Genomic DNA, 15,168 nt, shown 5'->3' on the forward strand with positions numbered 1-15,168 from the left:
TGGAATGCACATGGGGATTTTTTTTACCTGAGACCTGGAGTGATAGTATGCCGTCATCACTGACTCGCTGGGCGAGTCGCACTCTCTTGTAATACCAAATTATTTAGTTGCTTCAATCTTTGCCAACTTGACCTTGCAGGTGCGAACAAATAATTCGTATGCCTGGGGCATGGTCAATTTGCACTGCTGCTATAAGTGGAGATGTAAACTTGGATATTAATACAATGATCGGCCTGATCGGCCAGAAAGAATCCATGGAGTTTTTGCGTTTAGGTGTTGTGTACGTTCATCTATTGGCTTGCTGCGTAGCTATTGGCCTGGTGTTCGCCAGCGATGCGGCAATGGTAAAGGACTTGTTGAAAGGTCGCGTGTCGTCGGGGCACGATAATGAACATATGGCCAGTCTTCAGAAGTCTGTTGCCAATGCGTTGATATTCTTGTGGGTCACCGGAGCTGCGATTATAGGTATTGATTACCTTGAAAAAGGCATGACCTATTTTGCCAACCCGAAACTTCAAGCCAAAGTTATTATTGTATTGCTGCTGACGTTCAACGGCATGTTGTTGCACCGCTATGTATTGCCGGCAATGCTGAAGGCCGGTTCGCTGCTTGATCTCCAGATCAATGTGCGAATGTTTGCCCTGTTCTCTGGCGCACTGTCGGGCGTGTCCTGGTTGTATGCCGCCATGCTCGGTGTCGGTCGACCGCTGGCCTGGAAGTATTCGCTCACCGAGTTGCTGATGGCCTATCCGGTGTTGATCGTGCTCGGTTTTGCGATGATGGTGGCACTGACCCAGTGGGCGCGTAAGCGCAACGAAGCAACTCCGGTTCAAGAGACTTCGTGGCTGTTTGCGGGTATTCCTGCGCTGCGCTGAGCTGACGAAATTCCGGGAAGAGACGGGTGAAACCGTCTGAACCGTTCAAACTTCAGACCCCCTCCTTGTGAGGGGGTTTTTGTGCGTGCGGGTATCAGCAAGTCAAAGAAAACCGGCTCGATAGGCCGGTTTTTTTTCGAGTGAAATACGTCCATTTCATTTCAGCGCCAACGCATTGATCGTCGCGTGTGAAAGCGATCCGAAGCGCGTAACCAGAGGTCCAGACGGTGAGAAGCCCATCATCCTTTCGACAAGGGGGAGGGTAGCGGGGTTGAGCTCGCGTCTACCGCTCATCGGCAAGGCATAAAACAGGCTTTGACATCATTGGGGCTTTGGTTGAGTATTCATCTATCGCATACGATCAAATCGAAAGCGATAAGACGTAACGACAACCCTTGCCGTTTGGAGACTCAGCCATGAACACCGGAAGCCGCCGCACAATGTTTATCTCGACCGCTCACGCTTCCCATGGCCAAAACGGCAACAACTGGATCATTGCACAGGCCAATTGATGAACGTCGTCTCTTTAAGTGCCACAAATATCGCATGCGATAAGATCGCACGAAATATTAAATCCTGAGGAAATCCCCATGAGCAAGATCGAAAAAGTACTGGCCAGCGGCAAAACCCACACCACTCACAACAGCGCAGGCAACACCTCGCGCGGCCACAACGGCAACCTCGACATCGTGCTGTCGTCCCCTGGCAGCGACACACCGGCACACGTGCTCACCGCCGTCCAGCCGCACCCGAAAGCCGAACAACTGTTCGCCGGAGCGTGGTCGGCCTGCTACATCGCAGCGGTGGGGCTGGCCGCCCAGCAGATGAAGGTGACACTGCCGAGCGACACGGCCGTCGATATTGAAGTGGACCTGGGCCAGACCGGTGCGGCTTACTTCCTCCAGGCCCGACTGACCCTGCGAGTGCCAGGGCTGGACCAAGGGGTGGCGACCGAGTTGGCCCACAACGCCGATGCAATCTGCCCTTACTCCAAGGCCACACGCGGCAACATTGATGTCGACATCAACGTCCTGACCGTATAACCCACTGCACGGCCGACTCACCGGGGATCTTCCCGGTGAGCCGGCCGTCGGTGTTTATGCGCACTTCCGATACCATCGCGTACGACGTATAGTTTCAGCCTCGCCAGGCTGACCCAAGAGAACGTCCATGAAAAACACCGACAAGACATCCGCCCTGGAGCTCAAACTCTCCGAGTTCCTGTGTTTTGCGGTCTATTCCACCAACCTGGCCTTCGGCAAGGCCTACAAGCCGATGCTTGAACGGCTCGGCCTGACCTATACGCAATACATCACCCTCGTTGCGCTGTGGGAGGAAGACAACCAGACCGTTGGCAGCCTCGGTGAAAAGCTGTTTCTCGAATCCAATACCCTCACGCCGATCCTGAAGAAGCTGGAAGCGATGGGTTATCTGCTGCGCCAGCGCGACCCGGAAGACGAACGCCAGGTGCGGATCAGTCTCACCAAAGAGGGCCGAAAACTGCGCGAAGGCCTAACCGAAGACGGCTTCCCGCAAACCGGACTTGATCCCGACGACTTCGTGCAGATGCAGAAGGCGATTGTGAAGTTACGGGGCAGTCTCATTCGGTCGACGAAAGACCGGGAGTAAGTGGGAGCGAGTTAAGTGAGTGGCCCCCGGATTTGTGGGGTGCACTGCGCGGAGAAACCCTTTCCAGAGGGTAATGCAGCTGTCGGATGTTGTGCGGCGGTTGTACCGCAAGTTTGGTCCTTGATCTGAATCCCCCCGATTTCGGAGTGAATTCACCCCGCTAATGGGCGCGATTCCCCGGCAGGATTCGCGTCTGCATCAGCTCGGGCATTTCAAATTCCGAGCAATGTTTGCGGGGCGTTCAGGTATGCCGACAAATATTGTCACATCGATGGCAGGGTAATTGCTCAGCGAGGCTATCCCGTTCATGAAAGGTGTCGGGACGCCGTGGAGCTGCAAGTACCCCCATTGAGTGATTGATGTAACTGTCGGGTTGCATTACGAAATACCCCTGGCGACTCAATGGAAGTGCTGCGGTCATCCTCTGCAACTGTCCAGGGGAAGTCGTTATGAACCACTCCAAGGTAGTGCTGCTGCGCCGTCTGTTGTGCTTGCTGGTTTGCCTGCTGACGGCAACGCTGGTTGCGGCCGACGAACCTCAGGGCAATGACAGTCAAAGCAATGAGAAGTGGGTGGAGCCGGCACGCTCCAGGCTCATGCATGTGATTGGCGCGATGCCGTTCTTTCCCCATCGGGCCAATACCACCGGCAACCTGGTCTTGAATGTGAAGGACTTCGACAATGCCCAGGTCTGTGGCGCTTGCCATACGGAGATCTACAAGCAATGGCGCTCGTCGATGATGTCCCAGGCCTGGGATGAACCCATCTATCGGGCCTTGCTCAAGCGTGCGAGTGCGGCCACCGAGGGCAAGGTCGATAACTTCTGCACCGGCTGCCATACCCCGATCGGTCTCACGACCGGGCAGATCACTTCGCAAGTCAACCGCTCCTCGATTGAAGACAGCGAGAAGAATCATCCGATGCCAGGGGTAGATTGCGAGACCTGCCACAACATCAGTGCCCGCACGGGCCTCGATAACGGTGCCTATGTCCTGAGCCCTCGAGCGAACGGTAAACCGACCAAGTTCGGCCCGCGCAGGGATGCCGTTTCGCCTTATCACGACACCGTGTATTCCGCTCTGCACACGCGCTCGGACTTTTGCGGCACCTGCCACAACGTCACGCATCCCTTCAGCAGTGTGGCGGTCGAGCGCACTTATGACGAATGGCAGGAGAGCACCTACAGCCTTAACAATGTGACCTGCCAGAACTGTCACATGCCGGGTTTTGCAGGCAAGGCCGCGATCATGGGGCCAGACCGCGAGGAGGTCGCCTCGCATTGGTTCAGCGGAGCCAACGCGACGATGCTCAAGCATCTCGGTCAGGAGGAGGGCGCGCAACGCGCGCGCGACATGCTCGCACGCGCGGCGGAAATAACGTTCCAGCCACCGCCGGCCGCCATCATTCCCGGACAATACGCCTCGGTAGCGGTCAAAGTTGCCAATGTCGGCGCCGGGCACAAGCTGCCGACCGGCTTTCCGGAGGGACGGGAGATGTGGATCGATTTCCGGGTGCAGGATGCCAGTGGTCGCGAGATCTATCGCCTGGGTGCGATCAAGGACGGCAAGACCGAGGTCAACACGCGAAACTTCAAAGTGCACATAGGCGACAAGGACGGCAATCCGCTGGACGTCGAGGTCTGGAATGCCACGCAGATTCTCTCGGACAACCGCATTCTGCCCAAGGGCTACGATGTCGGGGAGTTCTCTTTCCTGGTGCCGGCCGATGCGGTCGGGCCGCTGACTCTGACGGCCGAACTGAACTACTGGCCGTTTTCGCAGAAGCTGGCCGACTACCTGCTCGGCAAGGATAAATTGCAGGTGGAAATCACCCGGATGGCCAACGTCACGCAGAGCGTACCCCTGTCGACCGGATCCAAGACGGCGAAGCGGACGGTACCCTCGAAGTTGAAACTCGACGACGCTAGCGCTTACTACACAGAATGAATATGTCACTGCCATCATCGAACAGGTAACGCGTTTCGGACCGCGAGCGCATCCACCCCAAAGCCGACCGTGATGACAGGCGGCTTTGGGATTGAAACGATCATGCAAGCGGTTTTTGGCGTTTGCTGACGACATAACCAGCCGTTTGATAGACGACGCTAGCCTTTGCCTCCGCTGCCTCCGCTGCCTCCGCTGCCCCCGTTTCCACTGCCACTGCCACTGCCACTGCCACTGCTATCTTCCTGGTCATTGTCGACCCCGACCTGTGGCCCGACACCATCTCCCGTACGGAATGTCGGTAACGCAACCGAGTTCACGAATTTCACGCCGTCCCAGCTGGGCAATGGCGTGGGCATCAATTGGATCTGGCCCGGGTGCTCGGAGTCCCAGCGCAGCAGCATCGCCGTGTCCTCATGCTGTGTGTTGTGGCAGTGCTCCATGTAGGTACCGGCAAACTCACGGATGCGTATGGCCATTTCGACATTGTCGAGGCTCTCGGGATGGCGGCCTACATTGTAGATATCTTTGCGCGCGCCTTTTTCCCATTCTGGCGGTGGTTTGCCACCTTGAGTGAGAATGATCCCTTCCTCGAAATGCACATGCACCGGGTGACTCCAGCCATTGCCGCCGTTCTCGATCTTCCAGACTTCCAGCGTGCCTTCACCCTTGAACCCTGCCGGCGTCGGGCCAGTGGCCAGTTGTGGCGCGGCTGAAATCCGCCGCGGGTCCATGCCGAAGCCTTCACCGCCATCGGTCTTGATCGTCCAAGGCTTGAAATCCGTGCCGTTGGAGCGGCCAAAGATAAAGGTGCGGTGCCGCGCCTGGGCAAGCCGGGCGATATCGGCAGGGTCATCACGGTGCAAGGGCAGGGGGATCATGAACTTGCCCTCGGGCTTGCCAGGCTTGGCGGGCTCGAAGTCGACCGGATTCATGCTGACATCCTGGCCGGCGTAAGGCTGCACGTTCAGTTGCAGGAACAGGCCCACGCCCGGGTCACCGTTGACCCACTGTGGCCCGTGGCTGGTTTGCCGGACAACGGGCAGGTACTTCCCGGAGAGTACATCCGCCAATGGAATGTCACGTTCGGGACGCTTGCCGTTTTCATGCTCCTCGATGTTGACGAAGAAAATCTTGTCGCCCGGGTTGATGCCGTTTTTCGCGAAGTCAACGACGATGTCATAGCGTTCGGAAATGCCCTGTATCGGCAGAATGGCATTGTGGTCCTGTGTGTCGCCGTCGCCATCGAGGTCCAGGCTGCCATCGAACGGCACCGCGTGTTCCATGATATTGCCGTCGTTGGCAATCATGTGGAACGGCACCCGGTTATATGAAACCCCGGCGTTTTTCGGGCCAGGAAACTCGCCACCATTACCATTGACCTGACGCACCACCGCCAGCTTGAAGTAGCGAGAAACCGATCCGTTGAGAATGCGGAACCGGTAGCGGCGGGCACGTACGTCCAGGAAGGGCTTGTACTCCCAGTTGGTCAGCACCTGGTCACCGAGAAAACCGTCGGTGTTGAAGGGGTTGAACCACAACTGGCCGGCCTTGTCCCAGGCCTTGTCGGCGATCGTCAGGTTGACGTCATAGTCGCGGTTTCCCCACCCCAGCCCCGAACCGCTGGCCAAGCGCAGGTTGACCCCGTCGTCGACCGCCTCGTTGCCGCGGTCCACGGCGCTGTAGTAGTTCATCATCGTCGCATTGCCCTTGTAGACATTCTGCGCGGTGAAATCGAGCATGTGGTCGTGGAACCAGTGGCTGCTCATGGTTTCGCGCCAGTCGCCACGGATCTTGATGGTGCCGTTGTCGCAGGTCTTGAAGCCGGGGTTGGCGTCGTTGACGAACAGGATTTCACCGGGATCGCACGGGAATGCTGCACGCGGATCCTGAGCGCTGGTATTGATGCTGTCATAGCCGGCCAACTGGATCGGCCAGCGATAGTCGTAGTACTGGCCAGGGAAGAAAAACGCGTTGGCAAAGCCGTCGCTTTCCGCAGGCGAGTGGCCGTTATGTTCATGGGTGGTGATGGTGTGCAGGCCAAAGCCCCGGTTGGCCGATGGGTCTATGGGCAAGGCATCGTAATGACGCATCAGCATCGCCTGGCCATAGCGTACTAAAAGCAGTTTGGGCGGAAAGGTGCCGTCGAATGTCCACAACGCGTTATGGTCCTGGACAGGGAAGTTGGCGTGAAACTGCACTTGAATGCCCTTGGTGGTGCCCTCGTTGGCCGGGTTGCCGTTGGTGTTGTGATAGAGCCCGCCTGGCGCGAATTCCCCCACGGCGTAGTTATGCCGTTGCATACGATCACGCAAGCCGCTGTTGACATGCGCGCCGGCTTGCACCGTCTTGAAGGCGTCGCGCGGGAAAAACTCATTGAAACGCTGGTGCGACCAGCCTTTTCCCGGTGGCCGGCCTTCTGCGGGCGAATCGACTCGGCGATTGAGGAAAAGCTCGATCTGCGCCTTCCAGGGGTTGCGGTCCAGGACATTGGAGAACTCTGTCGGGAAGGGCGTCAATGCCGGCTGCCTGAGAAAGGCATCCAGCGCATCCGGCGACGGACCGCTACGAGCCACGTTCAATGGATCTTGCGCCGGTGCGGGTCCCACCGTCGGCACCGGAAACGGAACGGGTGATGGCGGGTCGGTCGCATCCAGTTTGTTCGAGCCGAACTCCTCGAACAGTTCGAGCTTCTGGGTGAACGGTTGAACCCCGAACACCGGGCTGGCATTACCGTTAGTGGGGATGTTGAAGCTGGGTTGCAGATCGGGTGGCAGCACATTGTCGACCAAGGGGGTCTGGCGGTTACCGACCACACCATTGGGCAAGTCGAAGGCGCCGACGTTTGCCGGAGGCAACTTGAGCAAGTCCCGCAATGCGGCTTCGGGGTCGGCGGGCTGATTGGTGAACGCCGATGGGTCGGTAGGAGGCGGTGGATCGGTGTTGTCGAGGGGCACTGCCTGGGTCTGGGACAAGCCCAGCCCAAACATGAACACGGCAGCAGAGATACTCAGCGCCAGTCTGGTTTTGGACAATGAACCAGGTTTCAACCTTCCGGTATCTAGTTTCATCGCAAACACCTCTGACGTGTTTCTCGGAGCGTGGCAATACATGGGTAACGAGCCACTGCTTGCCGCCCGGTTGGTAAATCGTTTGGTCCCGGGCCGGGATGGAAACGATGCATATCTCCCGCCAAAAGTGACAGGAAGTGACTAGTGGCTCTACGCCGCCTCCCCCTTGTCTACCGGCTTCAATCCGGCAGATGAGCAGCCAGGATGACAGCCCCGATGACGGGGAATATCCCCCAATACCGGGGGCGATTGTGTGGGGTGCTTGGGCTAAGAGACTTGGCCACTTTCTGAATGTTTCGATGACCGATTGCTGGCCAACCCGTAACAGGCGGACTGAACCTCGGTACGAGATTCAGTCCGTTGCCCTGTAAACGTCTTAACCTTGAAGCGCTTCCATCAGCACTCTGAGCAACGGGCCTTGTGCGTACTCCTCCATGCTGGAGGTCAGCACCACCGGCAGTTTCAAGATGCTGGCGGTCTTGGCGAGCATCAGGGCATTGCGTTTCAACTCTTGGAACGGAATCGATTTCCCTGGCGCCGGCTCAGGCAAGGCGTTATGCCGGGCGTCCGTTCAAACCGGCCGCACCGCCAGTATTTGCTCGATCAGCCACGCCAGCGCCGGCTCATGTTGGCGTTGCGCCAGGTACACTAGTTCGAGGTGGAACGAGCCGACGTCGAAGGGCAGTTCGAACACCTGCAGCGGTAGCAACTGCGCGAATTGATTGGCCAACTGGGTCGGCAGGACGACGCTCAAGTCTGAGTGGGCGACCAGGTGGGCTGCCTGCAGGTAGTTGGGTGTGGTGTAGACGATTTTCCGCGACAGGCCTTGCTTGCCCAGCCATTGGTCGACCATGCCGCGCGACTGGCCGCCACTCACCCAGAGATGGCGCAGCCCCAGGAAGTCATCCAGCGTGAGTGTGTCGTGTGCCAGCGGATGCTGCTTGCGCACCGCCAGTCGCAGGGTTTCGCTGTGCCAGGCCCGGCGGGTGAAACGCGCCGGCACTTCTTCGAAGCGTCCCAGAACCATATCCAGTTCACCCCGGTCCAGCAGCTCGGCAGGAAGGCTGGGGGCGAGGTGAGCAACGTCGATTCGCAGGTTTGGCGCCAGTTCTCCCAGGCGCGCGAGCAAGGGCGGCATGCACAGCTGTTCGACAAAGTCGGTCAGGGCGATGCGCACCTGCTGCTGGCTCAGGCGAGGGTCGAAGGTTTCCCCGGCATTGAGTGTCTGTTCGATCTGTTGCAAGGCCGCGCGAATCGGCCCTTCAAGCGCCAGCGCCCGGGAGGTGGGTTGCATGTGGCGGCCAACCCGCACCAGCAAGGGGTCGTCGAACAGTGAACGCAGGCGGGCGAGGGCATTGCTGACGGTGGGCTGGCTGAGGGCCAGGCGCTCGGCCGCTCGCGACACGTTCTGTTCGCGCAGCAGCATATCGAGCACCCGGAGCAAATTCAGATCGAAGCTTTTTAAATTCAAATTACAAATACCAGACATATGAAAATGAAATTTCAAAAATAGTAGGCGCCTGCTTAGGGTGACGGCAATCTTTTCCACTGCGCCAACCCATGAGGCCCGTCATGAAGTATCAAGCTCCCCTGCGCGACATGCGTTTTGTGCTCCACGAAGTGTTCGATGTCAGCGGCCATTGTGAGCGGCTGGACAACGGCCTGGACCGGGAAACCATCGACGGCGTCCTCGAAGAAGCCGCCCGCTTCGCCGGCGAAGTGGTCGCGCCGCTGAACCGCAACAGTGACGAGCAGGGCTGTCAGCTGATCGACGGCCACGTCACCACACCCCTGGGTTTTCGCGACGCCTACCGGCAGTACGTCGATAACGGCTGGGCGAGCATGACCGGGCCGCTGGAATTTGCCGGCCAGGGTTTCCCGCAGCTGATTTCGGCCAGTTTCCACGAAATGCTGATGGCCGCCTCATTGTCCTTTCGCATTTATTCCGGCCTCACCGAAGGCGCGGTGCTGGCTCTGCATCGTCATGGCAGCGAGGCGCTCAAACAGGCTTATCTGGAAAAAATGGTCAGCGGTAAATGGTCCGGCACCATGTGCCTCACCGAGCCCCAGGCCGGTACCGACCTAGCCCTGTTGCGTACCCGTGCCCAGCCTCAGGCCGACGGCAGTTATCAGGTCAGCGGCAGCAAGATTTTCATCAGTGGTGGCGAGCAGGACCTGACCGCCAACATCATTCACCTGGTGCTGGCCCGTTTGCCGGATGCACCGGCCGGGGTGAAGGGCATCAGCCTGTTCCTGGTTCCAAAGTTCATTGCCGCGGCCGATGGGACACCGGGGCTACGCAATTCGCTGAGCTGCGGCGCACTGGAACACAAGATGGGCATCAAGGGCGCGTCCACCTGTGTGATGAACTTCGATGGCGCACAAGGCTGGTTGATCGGTGAGCCGAATCAGGGGCTGGCGTGCATGTTCACCATGATGAACGACGCACGCTTCCAGGTTGGCTTGCAGGGACTGGGCATCGCCGAGGCCGCCTTCCAGGGTGGTCTCGCCTATGCCCGCGAACGCCTGCAATCGCGGGCCATCAGCGGTCCGGTGGCGCCGGACAAGAGTGCCGACCCGATCATCGTCCACCCCGATGTCCGGCGCATGCTGCTGACGCAAAAAACCTTGAGCGAAGGCTGCCGTTTGCTCGCGGCCTACACCGCCCTGCAACTGGATCTCGAACACGGCGACCCGCAACCCGAGGCTCGCCAGAAGGCAAGTCGTCGCGCGGCGCTGCTGATTCCGATCGTAAAAGCCTTCTTCACCGACGTCGGCCAGGAAGTCGCCAGCCTGGGCGTTCAGCTGTACGGCGGTCACGGTTACATCCGCGAGTGGGGCATGGAGCAGTTGATGCGCGACAGCCGCATCACCCAGCTATACGAGGGGACCAACGGTATCCAGGCGCTGGACCTGCTTCGGCGCAAGGTGCTGGGCGACGGCGCTACGGAATTGGGCGCCTTGATCGATGAACTCGCGGCGCATGTTGATGCCGCTGGTTCGCAAGCATCACTGAGGGAAACGGCCGAGGCCATGCAGCAGCGTCTCGCCGAGTGGCGTGAACTGGGTACCGAGGTGGTTGAGGCGTGTCGGCGCGATGTGCAGGAGATCGGCGCCATGTCGGTGGACTTCCTGGCGTACAGCGCTTACGTGCTGGTGGGCGGGTTGTGGTTGCAGGCGGCTGTGCGTGCCCAAGCCGCGCTGGATGCGGGTACCGACGAACCCGGGTTCTATCGGGCCAAGCTGCAAGCGGCGGATGTTTACTGGCGCCGGGTGCTGCCCCGTGCCAGTGGCCACCGCGAAAGCCTGCGGGGCGGCGCCCATTGCCTGATGGCCATGGACGAGGCCGATTTCGCATTTTGATGGCAGCATCGTGAACCCCCACCTATATGCATAATGCTGTTCACTTAAGGACGAACACTGTATCTGTGGCGAGGGAGCTTGCTCCCGCTGGGGCGCGAAGCGGCCCTAAAAATGGGACTGCTGCGCAGTCCAGCGGGAGCAAGCTCCCTCGCCACAGGTTGCTTATTGTTTGCCTTATCTCTTAAGTGAGCAGCATTACACCTAGGTTCAGGCTTGCGCGGCGCTGACCTTGCCAGTGATCGTGGCGTTTTTGCGCACCGCTTGATAAAGCAGGCTGGAAACCATGAACCCGACGATGGCCAATAAGCTCATCAACGAGAACACGTAGTTGTAGCCTTGTTGACCCGGGAAGTGGTCAAGGATGGCGCCATAGATGACGTAGGCGAACATGCCCGGCGCATAGCCGATCAGGCAACCGATGCCGAAGGCTGAACCGGTGATGTGTTGTGGAATGCCGACTTCACCCATGGGTGCCCAGAACACGCCGCGCATGGAAAAGACAATCAGCGCGAAGGAGAGGGTGGCCGCCATGCCTGCGTAGATGTAATCCGGGCTTTTCGGGATGAGCATGATGACGCCCATCAGCGGCAACAACGCCAGGAATGCCCACTTCAGATAGCGGCTGGAACTCTTGAACTGCTTGTCGGCAATGAAGCCGCCAGCGGGGCCGCCCAGGATCTTGAGGAAGTACTGGTTGATGATGCCGTAGGCGCCTACCAGTGCCACCGGCAGTTCGTACATTTCCTTGAGGTAGGGAATGAAATAGGTCAGGCCGCAGTACACGATGTAGACCATGAACACGTTGAGGCTGACCAGCCAGATGCCCGGCACCTTGATGGCTTCGAACAGGTTCGACAACCCGTTCTTTGGCTTGACGGTCGACTGGGTTTTGCCGCTCTTGAGCAGCAGCCAGGTCAGGGTACCGGCAAGAATGTCGATGACCGAGTAGAACAGGATCGCCGATTTCAGGCCGTTTTCACCGGAGCCCATGGCGACGAAGACGCCCAGCGCAGAGAAGGCGACCAGGGTATCGATGACGCCACGCCCGCCTTCGAGCAGGCCGAACAGGCGACCCTGTTCCTTATCGTCGCCCAGGTTGCGGATGGCTTTGAGCAGCGAAGGCCAGAAGAGGCAGTCGGCACACACGGCCAGCAGGCAGAACACAACCAGCAGGTTGCTGAAGGGCGGAAAGGTCGCCAGGTAGAGTCCGAGGCCGCCGGTACCGATCAGGCCGAGGGGGATCAGCTTGCGCGTGTCGTACCGGTCGGCGAGCATGCCGCCCACCACGAACAGCGCGGTGGCGATGATGGCGTTGGCGCTCAGCAGCACGCCGATTTCAGTGTGGGACAGCCCCATGAATTCTTGCATGGGGATGTAGAAGGCGTCTTTGAGATTCGCCAGCTTGTAGATGGTGCCGCCACCGAGGATGAGAATCAGGAATCTGAGCCATTTGGCCTTGTCTTGGGATGTCATTATTGTTCTCCAGGCATTATTGGGTAGGCAGTGCCGATGGGCACGTCAGGTTCAGGCGTTAGCGCAATGGGCCAGGGTCAACTCGGCCAGGGTGCGGAACTCGGCCAGCAGACCTCGTACGTAGGCGACCTGGTTGTTTGCCCAACGGTGTTCATCGGCCAGCATTCGCTCCAGCGAGAAGCCTTCCGGCAGCGCTGTTTCACTCATTTCCCGGTACGCAATGAACGGGTCGGCGGCTTCGTCGAGCTGGCGGAACGCCGGGGCGACGTAGTGGTTTTCCTGCTCGAGAATGAAAGCGATCACTTGCGGAGTTGATTCGCCGAGCATCAGCAGTTCGAACAACATGCGTGCGCTGGGCAGGTCGTCTTCGTCACTGCCTTGCAGCACGCCGTAATGCCCGAAGCCGTTTTGCTCAGGCACGATGCGCACACCCTTGAGGTGGGTCTGGCGTATGTGCGGAGCCAGTGTGCGTAGCGCCTGCATAGGCTGCTCGCAGGCATTGATCATGTTGCCGAAGTCGAACAGGGCGTGCAGGCGAGGGTGGTTCAGCCGGCTCAGCAGTTGCGCGATCTCGCCGCTCTTGAGTTCCTCATGCTGCTCGAAGTCGAAGAACAGGTCGTGTTCGTCTGCCTGTTGCGCAAGGTAGTGCAGGTCTGACTCGATCACGTCCATGACCCGGGACAGCGCCCCTTCGTAGCGTGAGTAGACGCGGATGTTGCGGGTGCCCAGCGCCTTGGCAATGGCGATCACTTGATCGACATCTTTTTTCAGGGTGCTGCTGATTTCCAGATGCACGTCCAGCCCGAGTGCATTGGCCTTGGCAGCGAACGCCTGAAGCTGCGCGGCGGTCATTTGGCTCAGGCTGTTTTCCTCACCGTCGAGCAAGTGCAGGCTCAGGCCCTGCAGTTCGTGGCGATAGGCAAAATCCAGCAGGTCGCCAGGGGTGACACGGCCGTGGGTCAGATTGGTCAGCAAAGGGTAGGCATGGGCAAACAGGCGCAGTTGCGCCAGTCGGTCGAGCAACTGGCGAGCCAGTGCCTCGGTCAGTAGGGGGGGAGCCTCGGCCTCGACAGCCTTATGGCTGAGCAAGGCGTTGAATCGTTCCTGGATCTTATTGTTCATTCGAGTCGTTCCTGGTTCAGACACCGGGTCTACCGGCGCAGCCTTTATCGCGCCAGTCAGGAACTCTCGATAGATCCATTATCAGTTAAATCATAAGACCACTTGCCTTGGGTCAAGTGGCCGGTTGCAGGTAGCCCATTTTGCCCAGGGCCTGGGCCAGCGCTTCGACCCGCGCTTGGGCCTGGTCTTCGGGGGTGCTGGCAAAGCCGATCAGCAGCGCCGGCGGCAAGACATGCTCCAGGCAGTAATCACTCAAAGGATAGGTATGAATACCATGCTGGCCGAGCTCCCTGGCCAGGGCGTCGTCATCGAGATGCGCGGGTAACCAGGCGATCAGGTGCATGCCGGCTTCCACCGGCGTGATCCTGAAGAATGTGCCCAGGCGTTTCTGCAGTTGTTCCACCAGTGCCTGCTGGCGAGCCTGGTACAGGGCGCGCATTCGACGTATATGGCCGAGAAAGTGGCCTTCGCGCATGAAGTCCGCCGTGACGGCCTGGAGCAGGGTGGGCGGGCTGCGATCCATGACCGCCCGCAGGGTGCAGAAGGGTTCGATCAAGGCGTTCGGCAGTATCACGTAACCCAGTCGTAGCGAGGGGAAGAGCACCTTGCTGAAGGTTCCGGCGTAGATGACCCGGGCCCATTGGTCCATGGCATAGAGTGCCGGCAGGGGGCGGCCGTTGTAGCGAAACTCGCTGTCGCAGTCGTCCTCGATGATCCAGCTTTGATTCTGGGCGGCCCAGTCGATAAGTTCCTGGCGCCGCCCATAACTCATGGTGACGCCCAAGGGATGCTGGCGAGAAGGTGTGGTAAACACCAGGCGGGCGTCAGGACACAGGGCCAGGCCTTGCCGGACATCGATCCCCTGTTCGTCGATACGCAACGGCACGACCCGGCCACCTTGTGCCTGGAGCGCAATGCGCGCCGCGATATGCCCCGGATCCTCCATCCAGAAGCTGTCCTGCGGATTGAGCAACAGCATGCCCAGCAGGTTGAAGGCTTGCTGGGCGCCGGACACGATGACCACCTGATCGGCAGTGCAATCAATGCCACGGGCATCGAAGACGTACTCGGCAATCGCCTCGCGCAGGGCCAGCAATCCCTGTAGTTCGCCATAGCCGAGCATGGCCTTGGTCGGCTTGTGCAGGTGGCGGTTCAACAGGCGCTTCCAGACCGATTGCGGAAACGCATCGTAGGCGCTGTGGCTGGGCAGGAACGAGGTCGGGCTGCCGGTCGCCCAGTCGGCATAGGAAACACCGCGAAAATGATCGCTGCGCAACGACAGCATGGACTGGCTCAGGTCGGACAGGCGAGGGGGCTGGCGCTTGTGCTCATCGTCATCGATACCGCGGCTTTCCCACTCATGGCCGACATAGGTCCCGGCCCCTGTCCGCGACGTCAGAAAACCTTCGGCAATCAGTTGATCGAACGCATTGAGAATGCTGATTCGCGACAGCTGCAGTTCCTTGCTCAGGGTCCGGGTGGACGGCAGGCGCACGCCGCCCTGAATCCTGCCACTGAGAATCTGTTTGCGAATCTGCAAGTAGAGTTGGCGGTACAAGGGAATGGAACTGGCACGGTCCAGCTCGATACCTGACAACAGCAAACCTGCGGAGGATTTCATTTTTGGTTCGTCTGGATGAAGTGTGGTTTGGCCTGAAATGCCGTCAGGCGCCCGGGTGCGAAAGGGTATCG

10 protein-coding genes and 1 pseudogene are annotated in these 15,168 nt (G+C 59.2%); 5 read left to right on the plus strand and 6 right to left on the minus strand.

All coding sequences use genetic code 11. The features are described 5' to 3' along the window. Window positions 1–224: 224 nt before the first annotated feature. From AC3IX1_RS13465 to AC3IX1_RS13480, 4 genes are all read left to right on the plus strand, one after another. Window positions 225–875, plus strand: a complete 651-nt coding sequence (locus tag AC3IX1_RS13465) for a hypothetical protein (protein ID WP_150724312.1) — start codon at window positions 225–227, stop codon at window positions 873–875. Between the two features lie 590 nt (window positions 876–1,465). Next, a complete protein-coding gene (locus tag AC3IX1_RS13470; RefSeq protein ID WP_489388580.1) occupies window positions 1,466–1,918 on the plus strand; it encodes an Ohr family peroxiredoxin in 453 nt (150 codons plus the stop codon). Between the two features lie 127 nt (window positions 1,919–2,045). After that, the gene (locus AC3IX1_RS13475) at window positions 2,046–2,504 is read left to right on the plus strand and encodes a MarR family winged helix-turn-helix transcriptional regulator (protein ID WP_489388581.1); all 459 of its coding nucleotides are present in this window, start codon (window positions 2,046–2,048) and stop codon (window positions 2,502–2,504) included. A 449-nt stretch (window positions 2,505–2,953) separates the two neighbouring features. After that, complete coding sequence (locus AC3IX1_RS13480; RefSeq protein WP_489388582.1) at window positions 2,954–4,450, plus strand: multiheme c-type cytochrome; 1,497 nt, start codon at window positions 2,954–2,956, stop codon at window positions 4,448–4,450. Window positions 4,451–4,608: 158 nt separating this feature from the next. Here the strand turns inward: AC3IX1_RS13480 and AC3IX1_RS13485 are convergent, their stop codons facing one another. The 3 genes and pseudogenes from AC3IX1_RS13485 to AC3IX1_RS13495 all read right to left on the minus strand — a co-directional run bounded on the left by AC3IX1_RS13485 (window position 4,609) and on the right by AC3IX1_RS13495 (window position 9,007). After that, window positions 4,609–7,518, minus strand: a complete 2,910-nt coding sequence (locus tag AC3IX1_RS13485) for a multicopper oxidase domain-containing protein (RefSeq protein ID WP_489388583.1) — start codon at window positions 7,516–7,518, stop codon at window positions 4,609–4,611. A gap of 385 nt (window positions 7,519–7,903) precedes the next feature. Beyond that, window positions 7,904–8,047: pseudogene (locus AC3IX1_RS13490) on the minus strand (isochorismatase family protein); the annotation flags it as partial. Window positions 8,048–8,089: 42 nt separating this feature from the next. Further along, window positions 8,090–9,007 carry a LysR family transcriptional regulator gene (locus AC3IX1_RS13495; protein WP_489388584.1) on the minus strand — a complete coding sequence of 306 codons (918 nt, stop codon included), beginning with the start codon at window positions 9,005–9,007 and terminating at the stop codon, window positions 8,090–8,092. Window positions 9,008–9,090: 83 nt separating this feature from the next. Here AC3IX1_RS13495 and AC3IX1_RS13500 point away from each other — a divergent pair, with 83 nt between their 5' ends. Then, complete coding sequence (locus tag AC3IX1_RS13500) at window positions 9,091–10,881, plus strand: acyl-CoA dehydrogenase C-terminal domain-containing protein (protein WP_489388585.1); 1,791 nt, start codon at window positions 9,091–9,093, stop codon at window positions 10,879–10,881. A 207-nt stretch (window positions 10,882–11,088) separates the two neighbouring features. On the opposite strand, the gene AC3IX1_RS13505 is transcribed toward AC3IX1_RS13500, so the two are convergent. The 3 genes from AC3IX1_RS13505 to pdxR form a co-directional block, all read right to left on the minus strand. After that, window positions 11,089–12,354, minus strand: a complete 1,266-nt coding sequence (locus AC3IX1_RS13505) for an MFS transporter (RefSeq protein ID WP_489388586.1) — start codon at window positions 12,352–12,354, stop codon at window positions 11,089–11,091. 51 nt (window positions 12,355–12,405) lie between these two features. Next, window positions 12,406–13,476 carry a sugar phosphate isomerase/epimerase family protein gene (locus AC3IX1_RS13510; protein ID WP_489388587.1) on the minus strand — a complete coding sequence of 357 codons (1,071 nt, stop codon included), beginning with the start codon at window positions 13,474–13,476 and terminating at the stop codon, window positions 12,406–12,408. Window positions 13,477–13,588: 112 nt separating this feature from the next. Beyond that, window positions 13,589–15,097 carry a MocR-like pyridoxine biosynthesis transcription factor PdxR gene (pdxR, locus tag AC3IX1_RS13515; RefSeq protein WP_489388588.1) on the minus strand — a complete coding sequence of 503 codons (1,509 nt, stop codon included), beginning with the start codon at window positions 15,095–15,097 and terminating at the stop codon, window positions 13,589–13,591. Window positions 15,098–15,168 lie beyond the last annotated feature (71 nt).

Source organism: Pseudomonas sp. KH_046_2 (assembly GCF_057838985.1).